The organism is Methanobrevibacter sp. (assembly GCF_030539665.1).
Taxonomy (GTDB): Archaea; Methanobacteriota; Methanobacteria; order Methanobacteriales; family Methanobacteriaceae; genus Methanocatella.
Genome location: NZ_JAUNXR010000001.1, coordinates 319,275 through 343,340 on the forward strand (window position 1 = coordinate 319,275; position 24,066 = coordinate 343,340).

Genomic DNA, 24,066 nt, shown 5'->3' on the forward strand with positions numbered 1-24,066 from the left:
ATAGACGGGCGATTAAATCATGTTATTAGAGACAATTATTATTGAACTATGTGAAGGTATGCTTACCACCATAGAAATATTCTTATTAACACTTTTATTTGCTATTCCTCTTGGATTATTGATTTGTGCAGGTAGGAGAAGCAAATTTAGACCATTAAGTGACATAATGAAATTCTTTATTTCTATTATGAGAGGTACACCTTTAATGCTACAACTGATTATTATATTCTTTGGGCCGTTTTTCATATTCGGATTCCATTTATCTTCAACATATAGGTTTGTAGCAATTATCATTGCATTCTCCTTAAACTATTCAGCTTACTTTGCTGAGATTTTCAGGGGAGGTATCGAGTCAATTCCTAAAGGTCAGTATGAGGCTGCAAAAATTTTGGGTTATAGTAAATTCCAAACATTTTACCATATAATCTTACCTCAAATGTTTAAAATTACTATGCCTTCAATTACTAATGAAACAATTACACTTGTAAAGGATACTTCTTTAGCATTCGTATTAGCAATTCCTGAAATGTTTACAGTAGCTAAACAGATTGCTGCTGCTAATGCTTCAATTATGGCTTTACTTATTGCAGGTGTATTCTATTATGTATTCAATATTGTTGTTGCAGCTATTATGAGTTATATTGAAAAACAAATGGATTATTATTAGATTGGGTGATTCTATGAAATTATTAGAAATTAAAAATCTTAAAAAATCTTTTGGTGACAATACAGTATTGAAAGATATTTCTTTTGATGTGGATGAGGGGGAAGTATTATCCATCATAGGACCATCCGGTTCTGGGAAATCTACTATTCTTAGATGTGCAACAGGCCTTGAAACTCATGATTCTGGTGAAATAAACTTTAATGGGACTTTTGGTTTGGTATTTCAAAACTTTAACTTATTCCCTCATCAAAGTGTAATGGAAAATATTGTTAATGCTCCTATTAAGGTTCAAAAAAGGAATAAGGAGGAAGTTTACAAGCAAGCTAGGGATTTGCTTAAGAAAATGAACTTGTCAGATAAGGAGGATGCTTATCCAAGTTCCCTTTCTGGAGGTCAACAACAAAGGGTATCTATTGCAAGGGCTTTAGCTATGAATCCTGATATTTTGTTCTTTGATGAACCGACATCAGCTTTGGATCCTGAGCTTACTGGTGAGATTCTTAAGGTAATTAAGGATTTGGCTTCTGAAAATATGACCATGGTTATTGTAACTCATGAAATGAATTTTGCAAGAAGTGTTTCTGACAAGATTATTTTCATGGAAGGGGGAGTCATAGCTGAGGAAGGAACTCCTGATGAAGTATTCAGTGCAGACAATAAGCGTATGCAGGAATTCTTAGGTCATCTGGCTGGTGATTTTTAAAAAGATTAATTTAATCTTTTTTTCTTTTTTTTTAAATGCTATAAATAGATAGTTTTATATTAAGATATCTAGAAAAATATTTATGTTAATTACATTTTGGCATGTGATTAATCGGGTCTTTTAAATAATGATATAAAAAATATTCAATTTTTAGTTTATCTTTTATGTTATTTTTTATGGGCTTATATTATTATATTTGGGGTGAAATAACAATTGAAACTTTATAAACTAATGCTTATTAGTTTATTAGTATTATTATGTTTTTCATCTGCAGTTAGTGCAAGTGATTTAAATTCAACTAATCTTGGTGCAAATGATGCATCACGTCCAGAGGCTACTTTTGCAGATTTACAAACAGCTATTGATAATGCTGATGCTGGAAGTTCTATATATTTGAATGGTACTCATTATAAGGGAGAACAGGTCATTACCGTCAATAAGAACCTTATTATTTATGGACATTCAAAAGGAAGCTCAGTAAGCTCCATAATCGATGGTCAGGAGAAGACAAATCTTTTTGTAGTGAATGGTGCTGTTAAGGTATACTTTGTCAATATTGAATTTGTAAATGGAATACCTCCAAGAGATAATACTCAGGGAGGTGCGATATATGCTGCAAATGGTAATTCTCTTGTTTCAGTACAATATTGTAATTTTGTCAACAACCATGTGAATTCAGGAAATAGTATGGGTGGAGCTATATGTTCTGCAGGTTCACTTTCCGCTCACTATTGTGATTTTATAAATTGTACTGCATGGCAAGGTGGAGCAATCTCCACTGCTGGTAGTGGTAAACTAACTACAGTCACAAATTCTTACTTTAGTGGCTGTGAGGCTTATGCTATGGGTGGTACTATTGCAGCTAATGGAATATATTTGGTCAATTCAACTATTGTAAATGGTAAATGTGGCCATTATGGTGCAGCTGTATATGCAAATTATCTTTATGGATTGGATAACTGTTTATTCATGAATAACACAGCGACAAGCTATGGTGGAGCAATCTATTTCAAGGGATTTAACAATGCTCTCTATCCATTTAGAAATTGCGCATTCATAAATAACTCCGGTTATTGGGGTGGTGCAATATATGGATATTTAAGTAATTCAAATTCCTTTGAATTCGATAACTTCCTTTTTGTTAACAATAGCGCATGTTCAGTAGTTGACTCCGTACCTTATTCTATGGATGGTGGGGCAATTTTCATAATGACTCCATCCAGGAATGTACAAGGAACCATAACCAATTCATTATTCTTTACCAATAATGCGAGAAACGGTGGTGCAATATCTGAAGGTACAACTTCCAATTCAGGCTCCGTTACTCTAAATATTGTTAATTGTACATTCATTAGAAACGATGCAATTGGAAATGGTGGGGCTATAAATTTAGGCAGTCGTGCTAACACCAATATAGAAAATTCCGTTTTCTATAACAACACAGCTAATAACACATCCAATGTTTATGCCGTCGCACAAACAGTTGCTGATGGTAATTGGTGGGGTAACAATAGCGTAAATGGTGTGGAAGGATTTGAAGTATCTAATTGGTTAATAGTGGCTCTTTCAAATGAGAAAAATCAAATTACTTTGGAATTTAAAGTAAAGGATGAAAACGGCGAATATGATTACAATAGTGAGTTGCCTGCAAGAGGGTTTATTCTTTCCACCAACAAAGGAAGCTTAAACGTAACCGAAGGCGCAATTCAAAATAATGTAACCACCACCTTATCAACAGAAGGGGCAGGAAATTACACAGTTACAGCCAAAGTAGATAATCAAATTCTCTATGTATCATCATATGTTCCAAAAGTTGAACTAACATCAAATTCACCTGTTAATTTAGGTGAAGACATCATTTTAACTTCAACAACAACCTATGAAGAAAATCCAGTAACTGGTCAAATTGAATTTTATGACGGTGAAGGAAATTTAATTGGTACTGTAAATACAGATGATGTTGGAAAAGCTTCAATGACATTAAAGAATTATGAAATTGGAATTTATTCTAATTATTCTGCTAAATTTATGGGAAATGACATTTATCTTTCATCTGAAAGTAATAAAGTCAATTTTACAGTTGAAAAAGCAGATTCTAATCTTGAAATTGCCTTGGATGATGTGGTTTACAATAAGAACATAACTGGTAATGTAACTCTAACAAGCAGGGGTAATCCTATTGATGGAACTGTTAATGTTGTAATTAACGGTAAGACTTATCCTATTGAAGTGGTTAATGGCTTCGCTTCATTTAATATTGCAAATGAGTTATCAGCTGGTAAAAATAATATATCCGCATCTTTTAATGGTGATGGTGTTTATAATTCTGCTAATGTTAACAAAACTATTGATGTTTTAAAGGCTAATTTGACTGTTGTTATAATTTGTGATAATATGACTTATGGTGAAGCAGCCAATATTGAAATTTCAGCTTTTGATGGTAAGGAATATCTTAACGGAACTGCAACAATTGGAATTAACGAAAATGAATATTCTGTTGATGTTGTGGATGGTAAAGGTTCATTAGAGGTTCCTGGAATTTTATCTGCTGGAAATTATGGGATTAATGTGCTTTTCCATGAGGTAAATGGTAATTATGATGATTGCGAAAACACTACATCATTTACCATTAATAAGGCAGACAGTGAATTGTCTCTTGCTTTTGATAATATCACAACTAAAGAGAACATAACTGGTGAAATTAGTCTCAAAGGTATTGGTGCTGGTTTGAATGGTAATGTAACAGTTAATATTGATGGTCATGATTATTCTATTGTGATTGTTAATGGAACTGGTAATATCAATCTTCCTAATGATTTGGCTTCAGGAGAATATGTGGCTGTAGCTAAGTTTGATGGTAATGGAGATTATCTTCCTTCAAACAGCAGTAAAGTCAATTTTACAGTTGAAAAAGCAGATTCTAATCTTGAAATTAGCTTGGATGATGTGGTTTACAATAAGAACATAACTGGTAATGTAACTCTAACAAGCAGGGGTAATCCTATTGATGGAACTGTTAATGTTGTAATTAACGGTAAGACTTATCCTATTGGAGTGGTTAATGGCTTCGCTTCATTTAATATTGCAAATGAGTTATCAGCTGGTGAAAACACCATCAAAGTATCATTTGATGGATCTGATGATTACAAACCATATTCTATCAATAAAACTATTGATGTTTTAAAAGCTAATGCTACTGTTTCAGTTACTGCAAATGATATTAGGTATGGTGAAACACCTAGTTTAAGTGTTTCAGCTTATGGTGAGAAAAATGGTCTTAATGGAACTGCAAACATTAACATAAATGGAAATAGTCATACTATGGATATTTTAAATGGTGAGGGATTTTTAGAATTGCCTGAATTTTTATCTGTTGGAAATCACACAATTAATGTGAAATTCCATGAAAATGGAGGTAATTATGAGGATATTGAAAATAATGCATCAATCACTGTAAAAGAAATTGAAATAACTATTGATTCATTAAATGTTACATATGGTGATTATGGTGAAATCACTATCAAAACAAATGCTGAAGTTCCAATTAACGTTACTGTAACTTTAAATAAAATTAGTGATTCTAAAATGTTATCTACTACATTAAGGCCTGGTGAAAGTCAAACTATTGAAGTAAATGGTAAAATTGATTTGGATATGGGTATTTTGGATGCTGGTACATATAGAGTTACTGTATCTGAAGTTGACGGTGATGTTATAAATTCAACTGTTTTCACTGTAAGTAAAGCAAACACAAAAGATGAGTTAAATGTAAATAATTTGACTTTTGGTGATGATATAACTGGTGATATCTTAATTACTGGTGACCATGATGAAGGTATTAACTGTACAGCTACAGTATCAATTGACGATAAGGATTATAATTTGACTTTAATTGATGGGAAAGGCTCATTCTGTATTCCAAATGATTTGGCTGCAGGTGAACATTTACTTTCACTATCTTTCAATGGGAACAAAAACTATAATCCATTATCAAATCAAACTTCATTTGTAATTGAAAAGGCAAATCCTGAAATGGATATTGTACCAACAGTTAAAGGAGATTCCTTAGAATTAGCTGTTAAAATGCCTGAAGATGTAAATAAGAACATCGTTATTAATGTTGATGGTGTTAACCATACAGTTGCTATTAAAAATGGTGAGGGAAAACTTACAATACCTCATATTTCCTCTGGAAAGCATAATACTACAATAACTTTCCCTGGAAATGAGAATTATACTAGTAAACAAATAAGTTTAAACTTTACAATCCCGAAAAACGGAACTGATGATCAGAGCAATGGCACTTATAAGGGTGACAATGCAGGTAAACAGATAGAAACACTCAAAGAAAACTTGGCTGTTGAAAGAACTGGTAATCCTATAGCATTACTTTTATTAGTGTTATTTGTTTTACCAATAAGAAGAATGTTCAAAAAATAACATTCTTTAACTTTTTTTTTTATTTTAACTTATTTCATTATTCTAGATTAAAAGGATAATCTTTTATAAAATAACATCATATAATTACTATTAAAAATAACGGAGATGTTATAATGGCAAATGAAAAAGAAAAAACTTTAAAAGTTGTTGGAATGCATTGTCCATCATGTGTAGCTGCTGTAGAATTATCCATAACTGATATTGATGGTGTAGATGAAGCAAAAGCAAATTTGGACACAGGTGATGTAGAAGTTAAGTACAATGCAGATAAAGTCAATGATGAAGATTTAATCGAAGCTGTTGAAGAAGCAGGTTTTAAAGTAGAATAAATTTTTCAATTCTACTTTCTTTTTTTTTAAATATCAAATTTTATATAATTTAAACAATAGAAATTATTTTATAAAAAATTTTTTTTAGGGAAGTTAATATGAAATCTGTAGCTATTAATGGATATGGAACCATCGGAAAAAGAGTAGCTGATGCAGTAGCTGCTCAGGATGACATGAAAGTTATTGGTGTTAGTAAAACAAGACCTAACTATGAAGCTAGAAGTGCTGTTGAAGAAAAAGGTTATGATTTATACATCGGAATCCCAGAACGTGAACAACAATTTAAGGATGCTGGAATCGAAATTGCAGGAACTGTGGAAGACATGATTCAGGAAGCAGATATTGTTGTTGATTGTACTCCTGGAAATATCGGTCCTAAAAACCTTGAAATGTATAAGGAAGCAGGTGTAAAAGCTATTTATCAAGGTGGAGAAGACCATGATTTAACAGGTCTTTCATTTAATTCATTTGCAAATTATGATGACTCTTACGGTGCAGATTACACTAGAGTTGTTTCATGTAACACTACTGGTTTAACCCGTACATTACACACTCTTGATCCTATTGTAGATATCAAAAAGGTTAGAGCTGTAATGGTAAGAAGAGGATCCGACCCTGGTGAAGTAAAAAAAGGTCCTATTAATGCTATAGTTCCAAATCCTCCTAAAGTACCATCACACCACGGTCCTGACGTAAAAACCGTAATGGGGGACATTGATGTTACTACAATGGCTTTACTTGTTCCAACCACATTAATGCACCAACATAATTTGATGGTTGAGATTAACAATGAAGTAACTAACGATGAGGTTATTGACGCTTTGGAAAAACGTTCCAGAGTAATGGTTGTTGACGCTGCTGCCGGTTTAGGTTCTACTGCAGAACTCATGGAATATGCAAAGGAACTTGGAAGAAATAGAAATGATCTATATGAGATTCCTGTTTGGAGAGAATCAATAAATGTTGTAGGAAATGAACTTTTCTATATGCAGGCTGTTCACCAAGAATCAGATGTTGTTCCTGAAAGTGTTGATGCAATCCGCGCAATGCTTGAAATGGAAAGCGACAATGAAAAGTCAATAGCTAAAACTAATAAAGCAATGGGAATTTTATAAATTCCTTTATTACTCTTTTTTTTTGATACAATGAAATCAAAGGTACTATTTGGGCCTTCTGGAAAACCTGTTAATTATTCTGGCCCTGTTTATAAAGCAACTAAATATATTAAGGATGAGGGTCTTGACTCTTTTGAATATGGGGCTGTTCATGGCGTAAGGATCAGCGAAAAATCAGCAAACGTACTGAAGGAAGGTTCTAATGACAATGATATTCTAGTTTCAATGCACGGTCCTTATTATATCAATTTATGTTCTACAAGTGAAGAGACAATGGAAAAAAGCATTGGGCATCTATTTAAGGCAGCACAGGCGGGTGAATGGATGGGTGCTTATAGAATTGTTTTCCATCCTGGTTTTTACAGCAAAAGGGATCCGAAAATAGCTATGAGTGAAGCTAAAAAAACCATTAATAAACTTCTGAACAAGTGTGAAGAGGAAGGAATTGAAGATTTTACTTTTTCTCCGGAAACAACCGGAAAACGTACACAATTGGGAAATGTTCATGAAATTGTTGAGCTATGTTCCGAATTTGAACATTTTGAACCAACTGTAGATTTCGCTCATGTTCATGCTCGTGGAAGGGGTTGCTTGAACACTAAGGATGATTATAACTGTATTTTTTCAGCCATTGAGGATAATTTGGACATTGACATGTTGCACTGTCATTTCACTACAATTGAATATGGGGATGGGGGTGAAATCAAACACCATACATTGGCTGAAGGTGATGAATTCGGGCCTGACATTAAAGATTTGCTAGAAATTCTGATTGACAACGGTTGGAATGCAAATATAATTTGTGAAACCCCTAATCGTGATGAAGATGCAATTCTAATGAAAGAAACCTATCTTTCAATGCTTTAACTTAAATACTATGAGTTATAAAATTATAGCTACATTGATAAAGGGTGATTTGATTGAAAAGTAATCCAAAACAAGTCGAAAGCAAAAGTTCCGTTAACGTTAAGGTAGTTAAAAACTCTGAAAATACTAAATATGCGGAATTGGTTGTTATTAAAGCTGTTGGATATCCGTTCGATTTCAGTTTGATGGAAAACGATTTGGAGATACTTGATAAAGACCTTTTTGAACAGTATGCTCGTGAACAGTGGATGGGGCTTGTTGTAAGGGAAGGCTCTTATCTTTTTGATCAGAAAATCATTCCTGATTTTGGATTTCAGATATTGACTGCAGAACCTAATGACTCCACCATTTCTGAAAATACTAAAATAGAATTGGTTGAAGAGTCTATTTCTAAAAATAATGAGATAAAATCAGTCAAGTCCAATATAATGCTTGCTGATGTTGTCGGTCAGCAAAATGCTAAAAACAAAACCAAAGTTTTAGTTAAATACATTCAGGACCCTGAAAAATTCGGTGATTGGGCTCCTAAAAACATTTTATTTTATGGCCTTCCAGGGACTGGCAAAACCATGCTTGTAAAGGCATTATCCAATGAGCTTGATGTTCCATTGTATTTAATCAAGGCCACTTCTTTAATAGGCGATCATGTTGGGGATGGTGCATCTAAAATAGAGGAACTTTTTGACAAAGCTCAGAAGGATACTCCAGCAATAATTTTTATCGATGAGATTGATGCAATAGCTCTTCACAGGTCTTTCCAGTCTTTAAGAGGGGATGTTACTGAAATTGTAAATGCGCTTTTAACAGAAATGGATGGAATTAATAGGAACGATGCTATTGTAACAATTGGAGCTACTAACAATCCGACTTCCTTGGATTCTGCCGTTAGAAGTAGGTTTGAAGAGGAAATAGAATTCACTCTTCCAAATGACGATGAGAGAAGAGCAATATTTGAAAATAATCTTAAAACATATCCTCTTGAATATGATCTTGATATGGAAAAACTAGTTAAATTGTCTAAAAACATGTCTGGAAGGGACATTAAGGAAAAAATACTTAAAACAGCCCTTCATCATTCAATATCTATTGATAAGGATGTTGTGGAAATGTCAGATATTGAATATGCATTTAAATCAGGCAAAGTTAAAAATTCAGAAGTAAAGGGAATGTTCGAATAGTTTTATTTAAAAATGTATTCTGCCATTTCTATAACCTTTTCTTCATCATTCTTTGCGGCTTCTTTTAGGTTTTTGTTTATATCATAAAAAATTTTATTCACTATTGATTTTGTCAAATTATCTAAGATTTTCACACTGCCATCTACATCAGATAGTTTTACTATAGCTTTTTGTGTTTCACGTTGTCTTATATCTTCCATAGATGAACGTAAATGGCCAAGTATGTCATCTATTTCCATTATTTTAAATGATTCTTTAAGCAAATCAAACTCTTCACCTATGATTATTTCGGCCTCTATTGATTCGCTTTTTCTTTGGTTTTTATTGAACTCTGCAAGTTCACGCAAATCATCTATATTACATAAGTTAACACCCAAATCTTCCACATCACTGCTGATATCACGAGGATTTGCAATATCTACCATAAAAAGTCCTTCAAAATCATTTCCTATCTCCAAAAGTCTTTTTTTAGTAATTATTGGATGTGGCGCACCAGTTGCACTTATCACAACATCTGCTGTTTTCAGATATTTATTCAAATCATCAAAGAATATTGCTTCCCCATTTAAATCTTTAGCTAATTGAACTGCTGTATAATATGTTCTGTTCGCTACAAAAATGGCTTCCAGATTCTTTTCAGCCAATGATTTGGCAACAAGACTGCCCATTTTTCCAGCACCGATAACCAAAACTACCTTGTTTTCAAGAGTTTCAAAGTGTTTTTCAGCCAGATCAACAGCTACGGACCCGATTGAGACGGAACCTTTGTTGATGTTGGTTTTATTACGCACCACTTGTCCCACATGGATGGCCTTTGTAAAAATAGTGTCTAAAATTTTTCCACAGTGGCGTTCTTTTTTAGCAATGTTTAAAGAATCTTTAATTTGGCCTAAAATCTGGTCCTCTCCAACAATCATTGATTCCAAACCTGAGGCCATTCTAAATAAGTGATTTATAGCTACATCACCATGTTCTATTATTATGGACTTGTTTTCATGATCAAGAAGCGGTTCATCGATTACACAATTGTCATTATGAATATAATATTCCTTTCTATTGCATGTGGATATTTCAATGTATTCATCAATAGAATACTTTTCTTTAAGCCTTTCAAAAATCTCATCGATTTGTTTTGAAACATGTTCCATTGTTTCAATGTCTGCAACTGTATAATCCACTCTTATATTAATAATCACAAAAACAGCCTCCTAAATATGGGCAATTAATTTATTAATGTATATTTTTGATTCTTCAATTTTTCTTTGTTTAATTAAGTCTTCAAGGTTCGGATTTTCAAATATTTCATATAAATATTGCTTTCGAACCTTCTGGTCATCAATGTTCTTTTTAAGTATCTTTCGAGCATAATCCTGAAGTTCGATTTTTATAATGTCCTCTTCAGTAATGATGCTTTGAATTTTTTTACGGAGATATTTTGAAATCAAGGGGCTTTTTGCTCCTGTAAAAATAGAAATTTCAATATCCCCTACATAAAAGCTATTCGGAACAATAATATTTCCTTTGTCTGGAAAATCTGCCCGGTTTAGCAGCTTATCCTTTGATATTTCAGATACATATTCGCAAAGTTCTTCATCGCCACTAGCTATTATGACAATGTCTGCCCATTCAACCAATTCGTTAACTTCATCAGTGCTTTTCAAAAGAGCTCCTTTTTCTTTTAATCCTTCATCCAAATGGTTTCCAGCCAGACAAACATTCGCCCCATGGTCAAGAAATTTATTTGCTCTTCTAGTAGCCACTTCTCCAGTACCTAGAATAAAAACATTATGATTTTCAGTTTTAAGATAAATTGAAGTCCAATTCATTTTAATCAGAATCTTCTAATGATTTGACTTTTAATAATTTTACAGCTTTTCTTAAATCGTTATTGCAATCTTCCAATACCTTCAATGCTTCAGTTTTTGAAATATCGAAATTTTGAGAAAGAGCTATTGCATTTTCATCAAGAGTACTTCCTTCCTCACCAACCAATGCCTCTGAAAGTTGTTTTTTCAAGTCCAAATATTCATCTGGAGTCATATTGATATTTCTTAAGGTCATGTCACGTAATGGGCATGGTTTAGAAGGTTTACAACACCATACGAGAGATCCAAAACAGGTTCCAGGACCTTCACCTAATCTAGTTTCCTTCGCAAATTTGTTTTTAATGTCAATATATTCTTGTGGAGTTAAATTTACTTCCTCTAATGCAAACATGATTGGACATGGCTTTACCGGCGGACAGCAAAATGCTAATCCTCTTTTATCTCCGCCTCTACAAATGTGTGATGGTGCATCATCCCAACTCATATTCATCCTCCGTAAAAATTTTATATTATAAATAAATATGTTGGAAGTTATTATTTAAATTTTGGGTAGGTTTTTATTTAATTCTTATTAAGATTAATTATCCTATTTTATTGTAAGTTAACAGCACATTTTGCTTTTTATTTCTGTATAATTCTAAATAGAAATCTTTAAAGTAATAGTTCCATATAATATATCTTAATCAAATATGAGTTGATGAAAGTGGGAACAGAATTTTTAAAAATTAAAGAATCTGAAGAAGCTACTGAAATTATCCAAAACCTTTTTGACGAATGTTACCGTGCGGAAGGTGAAGAAATTCCTGTAGCTGATGCTTATGGTAGAATTCTTTTTGAGGATGTTTTAAGCCCAATGGATTTCCCTCCATTTGATAAGGCGTTAAAAGATGGTTTTGCAGTAAAGGCAGAAGATACTTTTGGTGCAAATGATGAAAATCCAAACACTTTGGAAGTTATAGATTTTCTTGAAGCCGGTTCAACAACAGATAAGGTAGTTGAAAGCGGAAAGGCTATTGAAATAAGTACTGGTGCTGCAATGCCTGAAGGTGCAGATGCTGTTGTTATGGTGGAATACTGTGATAAGGGTGAAAAATCTGTAGATATCTTAAAAAGTGCAACACCAACATTGGATGTAGCTAAAAAAGGATCTGACATTGGTCAGGGAGAATTGCTCATGGAAAAAGGTTCAGTTTTAACTCCAGGTAAAATAGGAGTGTTGCTTTCTCAAGGATTTAAAACTGTCAACGTATTTAAAAAACCTTCTGTTGGAGTAATATCTACTGGAAATGAATTAATTGATCAGGAAGATGAATTAACCTACGGAAAAATCTTTGACGTTAATGGAAACATGATTAAAAATGATGTAATTTCCTGCGGTGGAGATGCCAAATTTTTAGGAATAGTCAAGGACAACTATGACCAACTTAAGCAAAAGATTCAGGAATCTTTAAAAGAGGCAGATATTTTAATCTGCTCAGGCGGAACCTCTGCCGGTCTTGGAGATGTAATAAAGCACGTATTGGATGAATTGGGTGAAGTATATATTCATGGAATATCTGTGCAGCCAGGAAAACCAACAATTGTAGGGGTTGTAGATGATAAAATAATAATTGGGCTTCCGGGAAATCCTGTTTCTGCATTAATGATATTTAATGTATTTGTAGCTCCAGCTATTACAAAATTGTCTGGAATCGACTATAATTTTGCAGAACATTCAATTAATGGAATTTTGCAAAAAAGAATTCATTCTCCTGTTGGAAGGATGCAATATCAATTGGTAAAAATTGATGGGGATAAGGTATATCCTATTTTTAAAGATTCTGGAGCAATATTTTCACTTTCAACAGCTGATGGTTATGTTAAAGTCCTTAAGTCAGTAGAACTTGTTGATGAAGGGGAAGAAGTAGAAGTATTCTTGTTTAATAAATTGATATAGTGTGATAAAATGCAATGCGAGGAAAAACACATACCTGATCAAAAACTAGCAGTAATTAATTATAAAGGACCAATTGAAGATATGGATGTTCTTGTAGCTAAGCTAATGGGCTGGGTTGAAGAAGAAGAGATTGATGTTAAAGGCGAACCGTTCATTATTTATTATTCTCCAAGACATGAAGTTGGAAATGGTGAAGATGTCGTATTCGATGTTGGAATTGTCTTGGGTGATGATGAAGATCCTGAAAAGACAGATTTAATCAGAATCGTTGATTTATTTGAACATAATGTTTTGGCAGGAATTCATGAGGGAGACACCAGCTCAATAATGGATACCTATGAAAAAATTGTTGACTATTCCGTTAACAATGGATATGAGATAATCGGATCACCAACTGAAATTTTGATTAAAAGCAAATATAATGCGGATGATGTAGATAATTATATAACTGAGATTCAAGTTCCTATTATTAAGATATAATTATTTGGTGATAGTATGGCTAAAAAGGAAAGTGATTTTGATAAAAAATTCAAAAGATTATCTAGAAAAAACGACCTTGATGTGTTCAAGAGCAACATGGGATTTGAAGCTGAACTGAAAAATTTGGATAATGAAATTGAAAACATATCTAAAGCTAAAATCAAGGATTTTGATATTGAAAAGGAACCACTTTCAGAATATTTGAGTATCGACGGCAACAGTGACTTTGTAGAAAGATGTAGGAAGAAATTAGATAGTTTATAATTTCTTCACTTTTTTTTTAATTTTAAATTCAATTTTGTCCAATAACTCTTAAATTATGGACTAATACTTTAGGAATGATATATGGTCCATATTGTTTGATATCGGATTCTACTTTTTGGCAATCTTTTAGCAATTCAAAAATGTTTCCTGAAATCATTGCCTTTTTAATAGGGGTTGTTATTTCTCCATTTTCTATTTTGAATGCATTATTTGCCTCCACTGAGAAATCTCCAGTAATCGGATTGGCAGTATGTGCTCCTAAAACGCTTGATACAAGAACTCCTTTTTGAATTTCATTAATTCCAACACTTTCTTTAAAATTAAAAATCAAATTGCTCGGTGCAACGGATGGTGTTGAGGCATAACTTCTGCTTCCATTACTTGTACTTTTCGTATTCGCTTTATTCGCATTTGTTATGTCATATAAAAATGAATTCAAAACACCGTTTTCAAGGAGTGTGGTGTTTTCACTTACTGTTCCTTCACCATCAAAAGGCCTGGAATATATTCCGCCATCATATGCCCCATCATCTATTAGTGTTAATGCTTCTGTAGTGATTTGTGTACCTTCTTTTCCTTTAAGTATTGATCTTCCGCGCTCCACGTTTTCAGAGGAAAATGCTGAGATGAATGTTGAAAGGAGGCCTGTAGCGGCATGATAATCAAGAACAACATTATAATCATCGGTTTCAATATTATTTCCTCCTAAAGAATTCAATGCAAGATTGCAAACGTTTTCACTTAATTCGTCACCCTTTATGTTGTCGTAATTGGTGGATACTACTGAATCGTAAGATGTGGAAATGTCTGTTCCTTTTATAACATTTACGGATAATCCTATGGAGAACAGTGTCTTTTGTAAACTTGAATTTACTCCATTTGAATTAATTATGACTCTTTCAATTTCATTAGCTGAAAAACCAGATGAAGTAACTTCACATCCCCTTTCCTCTGACTGTTGGATGACATTGTTCAAATTGTCAATAGCTGTTTCAATGTCCAGGCTTTCAAATGTTTTATCATAAATGTTCTTGACGTTTATCTGTTTTTCAGGCATTGCAAACTTAATGTTTTTGTCTTCTTTATTTAATTTAGTGTTTGATAAAGCTTGTTCTGCAGTTTCCTTAATTTTTGAGAAGTCTGAAGTGAATGCAAATCCCACTTTGTTGTCTTTTATTACTCTGATTCCAATACCTTCACTTATCTCTTCTTTTGCAAAATTAAGTCTGTTCTTTTCGGATTCAAGTTCAATCTCTTTTCCCTGAACCATGTATATCTCATATTCTTCAGCTATTTTTGAGACCTCATTTACTACATCGTCACCTTTATCGATTAACATAAATTATTCATCTCCGAGCACGAATTTTTCAATAGCTTCTGCTACACCGTCACCATATGGTTTTTCACAAACATAATCACTTTCTTCCTTAAGCCCTTCATCGGCGTTTGCAACTGCAACTTTAAGGCCTGCATATTTTAAAAAGTCAATATCGTTTTGACTGTCTCCCATTGCCATAACATTGTCAATGTTTATGCCTGTCTGTTCACATAAGATCTTGAGGGATGATCCTTTGCTTACTCTTTTGTCGGTTAGGTGAAGTGCAAATCCACTATCATAAATTTCTACTTTGTCAGCATCTTCAAATCCAATCAATGCTTTTTCTAAGTCTTCTTTTTCCATAAATTTGTAGTAAGCCACTTCTGTTTCACGATAATCATTATCCTGTGCACTGATTTTTGCAAGTTTTGGTATTTTTTCAAGCAAATATTCGTTAGCTTTATTTACATATGTTTTCTCTGTTAAGATTTGGACTCTTGTATCGTTAAGGCCTTCTTTGAATATGACTCCTCCGTTTTCACAAACAACCCCTCCTGTAGCTCCTATAAGGGTGGCTGTTGCATATCCGAAAGTTACCAAATTGCCGGTAACTATTATTGTTGGCACTCCAATCTCTTCAGCTTTTCTAATGGCTTGCATGGCTGAATTGCAAAGTCTTCTTTTTGAGTCTGTTATTGTTCCGTCTATATCTACTGCGATTGCTTCAATTTTCATATCTATCACCTTTTTGCATATCTGTGTGCTATGTTACATGTTCCTTCTTTACTTACCATACATGCTCCTATTGGATGAAGAGGGTTGCATGTTTTTCCAAATAGTTTACAATCTTCCGGTCTTGCCATTCCTCTTAGAATAGGGCCGCAAATGCATCCTTTTGGAGCTTCTGTAACTTCTTTCACTTCAATATCATATTTTTCCCGTGCATTAAATTCTGAAAATTCGTCTTTTATCTCAAGGACAGAATTTGGAATTTGTGGGAATCCTCTCCATTCTCTGCTTTCCACATTAAATACCTGTTCCATCATTTCCTGTGCAATTTCATTACCTTCTTCACGAACTGCACGATTGTATTCATTTTCCATTTTTGGGGAATCATTTTTTATCTGTCTTAAAATCATGTAAACTGACATTAAAATATCTAATGGGTTAAAACCAGCTACAGATTGTGGTATTTTATATTCGGTTGAGAAATAATCAAATGGTTTGGTTCCAATAATTGTACAAACATGGCCAGGTTCAATCAAAGCGTTTACATTTGTCTGTCCGGAATTTATCAGATAATCAATTGCTGGAGGTATTAGCCTATGGCAGGAAAGTACTGAAAAGTTTTCAGGAGGTGTAGCTAATAGTTCTGCCGCTGTTGTCGGTGCTGTTGTTTCGAATCCTGCAGCAATAAAAACAACATCGTTATCCTCTTTTTCAGCTATTTCAATAGCTTTATTAATTCCATATACTACCCTAACATCTCCACCTTCAGCTTTTGCTTCAGCTAATGATCCATTTGACCCCGGTACTCTAAGCATATCTCCAAATGTTGTTACTGTAACTCCTTTATCAATTAATTCAAGTGCTTCATCGATTTCACGTGAAGGAACAACACAAACAGGACATCCTGGCCCTGCAACAATTTCCACTTCTTCAGGAAGCAGTGTTCTTATTCCGTTTTCCATTATTGTATGTTCATGGGAACCACAAACATGCATTATTTTTACGGGAGTTTTTATTTCGTTTATTTTTTTTATTAGGGTTTTTGAAAGATTTTTCATTATTAAACACCAGAGTATTTTAGTAAAGCTAATATTATATTAGTCTAATATATATTAATGTTAATTAATATTATTTGTTATATTCGTGGGATAGTATGTTTAATAATAATAAAATTTTAGCAGTCATTCCCGCAATGAGTGGTGAGGAAAAGATTCCTCGTAAAAATACTCGTTTATTGGGAGAAAAACCACTTATTGCCCATACTATTGATACCTTGAAGGAATCGGAGTATGTGGATGATATTGTTGTGCTAACGGAAGATGTAGATATTGCAAGAATTTCTGAATTATATGGTGTGACTCCATTTAGAGGCTCATCAGGAGAAGAAGAGGCTTCATTCGAATCTCAGATTTTGGAAGCAATGATTCAAAGAGAAAAAGCTGCTTTTGATGAATATGATATCATACTTATTGTTCAGCCAAACGCTCCTCTTTTAAGTGTAAATTCCCTTAACGTGATCATTGAAAAATTCGATAATCCAAACATCGACAGTATAATTTCAGTTAAGGAAGACAGGCATTTGAGATGGGGATTCGACGCTGAAAACAAGAGGTTTTTCCCTATCTATTCTAATAGGGATGACGTTAATAGATTGCCTCCACAATATATTGAAACCGGAACAATATTGGCTACCCGCAGACATTTTGTAAATGGGGAATCAGTTTTAGGTCTCAATATAGATCTTGTTGAATTGTCCAAAAAGGAGAGTATTGTTGTTGATACATTTGAAGATTTGTGGTTGGCTGAAAAGTATTATAATAAGAAAAGAGTTGTCATTGTCGTAAATGCTTTTGATGAAATAGGTTTGAATCATATTAGGCGATCTCTTGCAATCGCTTCAAAATTAGTTGTCCACGATGTTATTTTTGTATCAAATGTTAATTATCCTATGGGAATCGAAGCCATTAAAGAAAACAACTATCCTATTGTAACCTATGACGATTCCGATGAAATTTTTGATGTTATTGACAAGTTGAACCCGGATTTTGTAATTAATGATATCTTAGATACAAAATCAGAATATATTTCAAAATTAAGGGAAAGTGGCTATTTTGTTATTAATTTTGAAGATTTGGGTCCTGGAGTCGAATATGCAAATCTTGTTTTCAATTCTTTATCCGATTATGGATTGGATCTTCCAAACGTTTATACTGGCCATGAATATTACATTTTGGATGATGAGTTCTATTTCCAACCAACTAAGGAAATCAAGGAAAATGTAAACAGGGTTCTCATTATGTTTTTAGGTAATGACCCTCATAATCTCACTGAAAAGGCAATGCAGGCCATTTTATCTTCAGGTTATTCAGGTTCTGTTGATGTTTTATTGGGTGTAGGTTATCCTAATAAAAAAGAGTTTGAAGAAAAATATGAAATATTCAATAACGTAGCCATTTATGAGGATGTTAGAAGTATGAGTGAATTGATTCATAAAGCAGATATTGTCATCACTTCTGCAGGAAGAGCAATGTATGAGATTTGCCATATTGGTGTTCCATGCATCGTTATTTGTGAGGATAACAGGCAATTAACCAATTCATTTGCAAATGATAAAAACGGCTTTATAAATATGGGTCTTGCGGATGATGTGACCTTAGAGGATATTCGCGACAAGTTTTCTTATTTGGAAGATAATTTTGAGTTAAGAACCTCTATGAATAAGAAAATGCTAGATGTTGATTTGAAAAATGGATTCAACAACATATTGTCTGTTGTAAAAGAAAATAGTGATGATTTTGACTTTTAAGAGGATTTATATCTTCTTATAACTTTTTTTTTAAGCTTTAAATTTTAAAATAAAAAAATAGAAAAATTAAGATTCGTTTGAACAATCTGCAGCATATTTACTAAGCAATACTGCACATTTATCAATTGTCTCTGAATCTAATTTTACTGAACCATATTCGATTTTATGTAATAATTCGTCTATAAATAGGTCTTCATCAGTTAAAGGCATATTTATGACCACTACATTCTCATTTACAAATCCTACAAGAGGTTCTACAAAACAATTTCTTATTTCATTGTCACTTAAGAAATTAATCAGGTTTTCACCAAGTCTCAATGATTCTTGCTTGATTTTGTTGTCTTGTGGGAATTTTGTTTGTTTTGTAGTGTATCTGAATAATCTCATGTTATTTGGACGTATGATTTCTTCAATTCTTTCTTCTTTTTCAACCTCTTCATTTGGAGCTTTTTCTATAGCCGCATTGTTTTTTGGGTTGTATTTTTGTGAAAGAATTTCATAGATTCCACTAGGCCCTATAACTAAATGATTTATTCCTTTGTTGGATCCAGGTATTTTTACATCATAGAATACATAGTATTCTTCTGGAAGAGTTAATAAGTGTTCTCTAACGATTTTACTTCTTTTTTTAACTTCAACTTCATCTTTTTTACGGTATAATCCATAACAGATGAGTATTACTCCAACAAATAATGCAAAAATTCCAATTCCACTATTTATGAGAAGTATTTCTCCAATACTTAATATAAATATGGTTGCCCCAATAATTATTGCAAGATTTTTAGGGCTTTTTAGACTTTCGTTTTCAGATTTTATGCTATTGTCAAATGCTATTTGCTTTTCTTTTTTGTCATAAAGGGATTTGCTTGAATATGATCTGTATGATCCGTTTGGAACTGAATCATAGTCGTCAATTCCATAATACTGGGAAACCCCTTTGAAAAATTCGTCTTTGAGGAATTCTTTTAAAACGTTATAGTCGTTGGTTTTAGGAACTAAAAATTCTTTTTCAAATCTACGGCGTGTAGCGTTTGGAATTTTTGTTCTTGCAGTTTTTTTGACAACGTCCTCTTTTTTAGATTCTTCAGCAACAAGCATTTGCTCTTCATTGGCTATGCTATGTAAGCCTTTTTCTGAAAATAAGTTTTCAAATCTGCTTGAGAATGATTTCACGGAATTTATTGGACTTTTTGTTGTTGTTTGGGTATCTTCACTTGCATTAGGATTGTTCTGAATATTGGAAATGATTCTATTTTGAGTTAATTGATTTTCTCTTTCTTTCACGATTTTATCAATGTCTTCATTCATTTCTTCATCAACATATCTTAGAGATCCACCGCAACTTTCACATTCATAGTCTAAAATGTTGTCTGATGGGTTGAGGGCATATTTTAACCCGCAATCAACACAGTAAGTTATGTTTGAATTATTTGGAATGTAATTGTCGTTTTCATTTGAAATAGAACCTTCACACAATTCTAATTCTCCTGTGCAAGAAGTACATTCAAAGGCGCTAATGTCATCATTGTCATCAAGCTGATATTTAGCACCACATTTCTTACAACATACAACTTTCATAATATCCTCATTTTATTTTATGTATAATATTTTATCTATTTTTTTTAATTATATATGTTTTTATTTTATCATGACGGATTTTTCTTATATAAATAAACCCCATCAATGTTTTTTATTTCACTGTAATTTTCAAGATTGTCAAGCTTGTTGTTACTTATGTAATATGTAATGTTGAACTCTTCCAGCCTGTCCAGATCACTGTTTTTAATGGCGAATATTCTTTGCTCCAGATACCACTTGTATGGTCTGATGGTGTTTGACGCTACATTCTTATCTTTATAGTCAGGCAGTTCCTGTACAATATAATCCCCCATCTCCTGAGGAGCTTTAAACACATCAGTTTCTTCAACACCCAATGTGAATGTGAACGCTGAAAACAGCAAAATAACAGTTAAAACTATAGGGATTATGAATTTGTTGATTTTAACTTTTTCCTGTATTTTATAAATTCCATAAACTATGAAATATGCAACTGTGGGAAGGCATGGGATAAAATATCTGTTGACTTTAAAGTTGATTATGCTGAAGAACAGCAGGTTTATCAATAGCCAGGATAAAAGCATTAAACTTAGGTCATATTTTGAACTTCTGAATATTTTGCGGGCGAATATCATTGTTATGAATGTGAAGAAAATTGTCAGTGATGTTTCCAATTTCATAAAGAAGATGAATGTTATAATTCCACAAACGATTGTCCCAACAAGATATTTCTTTGAAAATTTTCCTTTAATGTTGTCTTTTAAGGCAATCAGGCCTCCAACTATTAGGATTATTCCATAAGCTATTGAAATTATGGTGGGATTGTTCAATTGGGGATTTCCTTTAAAGAATTCCACATCGAAAAATGTGACGTTTGAACTTCCGAGGAAATTGAAGAAGTTTGCAATATAATAGAAGACATTGAGATTGTATGCAGGATTTGCTTTGCTTCCTTGCTCTCCACCAAGAAAACCCAATCCGGTCGTAAGCATGGTAAGCTCTCCGGTTTTAATGAAAATGATGGCCATTACAACTGCAGACATTATTCCTATTGAAACAACTGGAATCACCAAATATTTTAGTTCATTCCAAGGAGCCTCGTATTTCTTTCTATAGATGAAATAAAGGAGCAATACAGGCAATATCAAAACCACGGTATATCTTACAAGGAATGCTAGCAGGAACATTACTATTGTCCAAAGATAGTATTTTGGATTTTTATCGATTGCTATTATTCCAAATAGGACAGTCCAAATGGTCAGGCTTACTGCAGGAATGTCCAATGAGCCGTTAGCTAGCCAAATCAAATTTAGGGAGAATGTTGAATAGATTACAACTCCTAAAAAGCTCAACACTTTATTGAATTTTAGTCTGAAAAGGAGATAAAGCCCTACATTTCCAATTATTGCTAAAATTCCTGTTACGATAAATATGCTTACTTGATTCTTAAGCCCAACGTCAAAAAGGAACGATGTTAAAATGCAGGTCAATGGGGTCAGCCACATGTCTTTGTTTGCATTTACGTTTTTCCCTGCATAGAACAGGGCATTGACCAAATAAACATACACATCAGAACAAAAAATACCGATGTTCATTGAAAAAATAAGATAGTAAAGAGTTAATATGGAACTTATAGCTATTATGAGCCCCAAATATTGTTTGTCTCTTTTTCCTAGGTTTAATTCTTTTAAAATCATTAATGTTATTTTAGTTGGTTATGTTAATTAAATTTTTATAAATATGATCCGAATACGAAGGACACAAAGGCAATTAGCATTCCTATCTTTAGGTATTTTGACACCTTATGGCAGTTTTCAGGTGTCTGGCTTTTCAAAATCAAAACAGCAGAATATAAAAAGATTATGACTGCAATTGTGATTATTACAAGGTACAATGCATTAAATATGTGGTTTATGTAGAGTATTGGACAGAGGGCGCAGGTTATTATAATTAAAATGGCTGTAAGTATTGCTGATGGTTTTTCACAGAACAATATTGGGAATGTTTTTGCACCTTCTTTTTTATCTCCTTCCATATCTTCGATGTCCTTTGTAATCTCACGTGCCAGTGTCATTGCACATGCGAAAAATCCAAGATAATATGAAATCATTATTATGTGGGGATTGTTTATTGTATATCCTCCAAAGACGAAACTTAACCCGGTTATAAACCCTACAACGAAGTTTCCAAGTAAGGGGGTTGTTTTAAATTTCCAAGCATATAAATAAAGAACTATGATTGCGAATATTACAATTATAAGTGGGATTAGGTTTCTTGTAAGGATATAGCTGATTATTTCAGTTATGATTGCTCCTGCAAATAACAGATATGCGTAATTTCTTCCGGCTTTAAGTGAAATCTGTCCTGACGGCAGCACTCTGTCTGGACGATTTATTAAATCAATATTGTAGTCATAATAATCGTTTATAACATTCCCGGCACTGATTGCAAAGAATACTACAATTATAGCTAAAATTACCGGTAAGCTAAAATCCAAATCAATCAAAGCAACCAAAACTATTGTTATTAGTGCCATAAGCACATTTCCTGGCCTTATAATTTTTATATATGGGTTCATAGGATGTTCCTCATTTATTTTCAGATAACAATATATTGTTTTTTTAATATTATATAATTTAAGATAATTTTATTAAGTAATTCAAAGATATTATAAATGTTATTTAGATAATTAGTTTTACTAGTGGGTGTTAATTTGGAGAAAATAAAAATAGCAATTGTTGGGATTGGTAACTGTGCAAGTTCATTAATTCAAGGAATTCATTATTATGATGGAAAAAAGCCGGAAGAGGCAATTGGATTGATGCATTGGGATATTGGGGGATATTCTCCTAGCGATATTGAAGTTGTAGCTGCTTTTGATGTTGATGAAAGGAAAGTGGGCAAAACCGTAGATGAGGCAATATTCGCTAAGCCTAACTGTACTACAGTTTTTCAAGAGGATATTCCAAAATATGAAACTGAAGTTAAGATGGGGCATGTTTTGGATGGCGTTGCCGATCACATGTCTGATTATGATGACGAATACACTTTTGTTGTAAGTGACAATGATCCTGTCGATATTGTCAAGGAACTTAAGGAAAGCGGTGCTGAAATCTTGGTTAGCTATTTGCCTGTAGGTTCTGAAAGGGCGGCCAGATTTTATGCTCAATGCGCTTTGGATGCTGGAATTGCTTATATAAATTGTATGCCTGTTTTTATTGTAAGCGATCCTGTATGGAGTGCTAAATTTAAAGAAAAAGGAATTCCTATTGTTGGTGATGATATTAAAGCACAGATAGGAGCTACAATTACTCATAGAACTTTAGCTAACCTCTTTAAGGATAGGGGAGTTAAGTTGGATAGAACATACCAAATCAATACAGGAGGAAATACCGACTTTTTAAACATGCTTAACAGGGATAGGCTTGATTCTAAAAAAGAGTCAAAAACAGAAGCTGTTCAGGCTGTTGTAGGGGAAAGGATGGACGACAGGAACATTCATATTGGTCCAAGTGACTATGTTCCATGGCAAGATGACAACAAGCTATGTTTCCTGAGAATGGAAGGCCGTACATTTGGTGACGTTCCAATGAATATAGAGCTTAGGTTAAGCGTTGAAGATTCTCCAAACTCTGCAGGATGCGTTATTGATGCTATAAGATGTTGTAAGTTGGGACTTGAGAGGGGCATTGGTGGTCAATTGACATCTATCTCTTCATATACAATGAAACATCCTCCGGTTCAGTTCAGTGATGACGAAGCTTATGAGAATGTTGAAAAATTCATTAGAGGGGAATTGGAAAGATAATATATTCGGTTTTTTAGGTAAAATATTTTAATACTAACTGACA

21 protein-coding genes are annotated in these 24,066 nt (G+C 33.2%); 12 read left to right on the top strand and 9 right to left on the bottom strand.

Annotated features, from left to right (window positions below; all coding sequences use genetic code 11):
* The first annotated feature begins 19 nt into the window (after positions 1–19).
* From Q4P18_RS01530 to Q4P18_RS01560, 7 genes are all read left to right on the top strand, one after another.
* A complete protein-coding gene (locus Q4P18_RS01530) occupies positions 20–667 on the top strand; it encodes an amino acid ABC transporter permease (RefSeq protein ID WP_303334795.1) in 648 nt (215 codons plus the stop codon).
* A 13-nt stretch (positions 668–680) separates the two neighbouring features.
* Positions 681–1,370 (top strand): amino acid ABC transporter ATP-binding protein, encoded by a 690-nt coding sequence (locus Q4P18_RS01535; RefSeq protein WP_303334797.1) that lies wholly within the window; start codon positions 681–683, stop codon positions 1,368–1,370.
* 213 nt (positions 1,371–1,583) lie between these two features.
* A complete protein-coding gene (locus tag Q4P18_RS01540; RefSeq protein WP_303334799.1) occupies positions 1,584–5,810 on the top strand; it encodes an Ig-like domain repeat protein in 4,227 nt (1,408 codons plus the stop codon).
* A gap of 113 nt (positions 5,811–5,923) precedes the next feature.
* Positions 5,924–6,139, top strand: a complete 216-nt coding sequence (locus Q4P18_RS01545; protein ID WP_303334801.1) for a heavy-metal-associated domain-containing protein — start codon at positions 5,924–5,926, stop codon at positions 6,137–6,139.
* 98 nt (positions 6,140–6,237) lie between these two features.
* Positions 6,238–7,254 carry a type II glyceraldehyde-3-phosphate dehydrogenase gene (locus Q4P18_RS01550; protein ID WP_303334803.1) on the top strand — a complete coding sequence of 339 codons (1,017 nt, stop codon included), beginning with the start codon at positions 6,238–6,240 and terminating at the stop codon, positions 7,252–7,254.
* 30 nt (positions 7,255–7,284) lie between these two features.
* Positions 7,285–8,121 (top strand): TIM barrel protein, encoded by an 837-nt coding sequence (locus Q4P18_RS01555; RefSeq protein ID WP_303334805.1) that lies wholly within the window; start codon positions 7,285–7,287, stop codon positions 8,119–8,121.
* Positions 8,122–8,174: 53 nt separating this feature from the next.
* Positions 8,175–9,299 (top strand): AAA family ATPase, encoded by a 1,125-nt coding sequence (locus Q4P18_RS01560; RefSeq protein WP_303334807.1) that lies wholly within the window; start codon positions 8,175–8,177, stop codon positions 9,297–9,299.
* A 2-nt stretch (positions 9,300–9,301) separates the two neighbouring features.
* Here Q4P18_RS01560 and hemA read toward each other — a convergent pair whose 3' ends face one another.
* The 3 genes from hemA to Q4P18_RS01575 are packed head-to-tail and all read right to left on the bottom strand — an operon-like array spanning position 9,302 to position 11,609.
* Entirely contained in the window at positions 9,302–10,495 is a 1,194-nt protein-coding gene (hemA, locus tag Q4P18_RS01565) for a glutamyl-tRNA reductase (RefSeq protein WP_303334809.1), read from the bottom strand.
* Positions 10,496–10,507: 12 nt separating this feature from the next.
* Positions 10,508–11,125: a bifunctional precorrin-2 dehydrogenase/sirohydrochlorin ferrochelatase gene (locus Q4P18_RS01570; protein ID WP_303334811.1), complete on the bottom strand. Its 618-nt coding sequence runs from the start codon at positions 11,123–11,125 to the stop codon at positions 10,508–10,510.
* 1 nt (position 11,126) lies between these two features.
* Positions 11,127–11,609, bottom strand: coding sequence for a methanogenesis marker 9 domain-containing protein (locus tag Q4P18_RS01575; RefSeq protein ID WP_303334813.1), 483 nt, complete (start codon positions 11,607–11,609; stop codon positions 11,127–11,129).
* Positions 11,610–11,828: 219 nt separating this feature from the next.
* On the opposite strand from Q4P18_RS01575, the gene glp reads away from it, so the two are divergent.
* Genes glp through Q4P18_RS01590 form a run of 3 tightly spaced genes read left to right on the top strand, consistent with a single transcriptional unit; the run spans position 11,829 to position 13,805 of the window.
* Positions 11,829–13,061, top strand: a complete 1,233-nt coding sequence (gene glp / locus Q4P18_RS01580) for a gephyrin-like molybdotransferase Glp (protein WP_303335154.1) — start codon at positions 11,829–11,831, stop codon at positions 13,059–13,061.
* Positions 13,062–13,070: 9 nt separating this feature from the next.
* Entirely contained in the window at positions 13,071–13,541 is a 471-nt protein-coding gene (locus Q4P18_RS01585; RefSeq protein WP_303334815.1) for a GyrI-like domain-containing protein, read from the top strand.
* A 15-nt stretch (positions 13,542–13,556) separates the two neighbouring features.
* Entirely contained in the window at positions 13,557–13,805 is a 249-nt protein-coding gene (locus Q4P18_RS01590) for a hypothetical protein (RefSeq protein ID WP_303334817.1), read from the top strand.
* Positions 13,806–13,833: 28 nt separating this feature from the next.
* Here Q4P18_RS01590 and Q4P18_RS01595 read toward each other — a convergent pair whose 3' ends face one another.
* Genes Q4P18_RS01595 through hypD form a run of 3 tightly spaced genes read right to left on the bottom strand, consistent with a single transcriptional unit; the run spans position 13,834 to position 16,910 of the window.
* Complete coding sequence (locus tag Q4P18_RS01595; protein WP_303334819.1) at positions 13,834–15,144, bottom strand: TldD/PmbA family protein; 1,311 nt, start codon at positions 15,142–15,144, stop codon at positions 13,834–13,836.
* 3 nt (positions 15,145–15,147) lie between these two features.
* Positions 15,148–15,858 (bottom strand): phosphoglycolate phosphatase, encoded by a 711-nt coding sequence (locus Q4P18_RS01600; RefSeq protein ID WP_303334821.1) that lies wholly within the window; start codon positions 15,856–15,858, stop codon positions 15,148–15,150.
* A 5-nt stretch (positions 15,859–15,863) separates the two neighbouring features.
* The gene (gene hypD / locus Q4P18_RS01605; protein ID WP_303334824.1) at positions 15,864–16,910 is read right to left on the bottom strand and encodes a hydrogenase formation protein HypD; all 1,047 of its coding nucleotides are present in this window, start codon (positions 16,908–16,910) and stop codon (positions 15,864–15,866) included.
* Positions 16,911–17,005: 95 nt separating this feature from the next.
* On the opposite strand from hypD, the gene Q4P18_RS01610 reads away from it, so the two are divergent.
* The gene (locus tag Q4P18_RS01610) at positions 17,006–18,658 is read left to right on the top strand and encodes a glycosyltransferase (RefSeq protein WP_303334826.1); all 1,653 of its coding nucleotides are present in this window, start codon (positions 17,006–17,008) and stop codon (positions 18,656–18,658) included.
* 66 nt (positions 18,659–18,724) lie between these two features.
* Here Q4P18_RS01610 and Q4P18_RS01615 read toward each other — a convergent pair whose 3' ends face one another.
* The 3 genes from Q4P18_RS01615 to Q4P18_RS01625 form a co-directional block, all read right to left on the bottom strand.
* Complete coding sequence (locus Q4P18_RS01615) at positions 18,725–20,236, bottom strand: NERD domain-containing protein (protein ID WP_303334828.1); 1,512 nt, start codon at positions 20,234–20,236, stop codon at positions 18,725–18,727.
* A 68-nt stretch (positions 20,237–20,304) separates the two neighbouring features.
* Positions 20,305–21,912, bottom strand: coding sequence for a glycosyltransferase family 39 protein (locus tag Q4P18_RS01620; RefSeq protein ID WP_303334830.1), 1,608 nt, complete (start codon positions 21,910–21,912; stop codon positions 20,305–20,307).
* A 35-nt stretch (positions 21,913–21,947) separates the two neighbouring features.
* The gene (locus Q4P18_RS01625) at positions 21,948–22,793 is read right to left on the bottom strand and encodes a UbiA family prenyltransferase (protein ID WP_303334832.1); all 846 of its coding nucleotides are present in this window, start codon (positions 22,791–22,793) and stop codon (positions 21,948–21,950) included.
* 135 nt (positions 22,794–22,928) lie between these two features.
* Here Q4P18_RS01625 and Q4P18_RS01630 point away from each other — a divergent pair, with 135 nt between their 5' ends.
* Complete coding sequence (locus tag Q4P18_RS01630; protein ID WP_303334833.1) at positions 22,929–24,023, top strand: inositol-3-phosphate synthase; 1,095 nt, start codon at positions 22,929–22,931, stop codon at positions 24,021–24,023.
* The last annotated feature ends 43 nt before the right edge of the window (positions 24,024–24,066 follow it).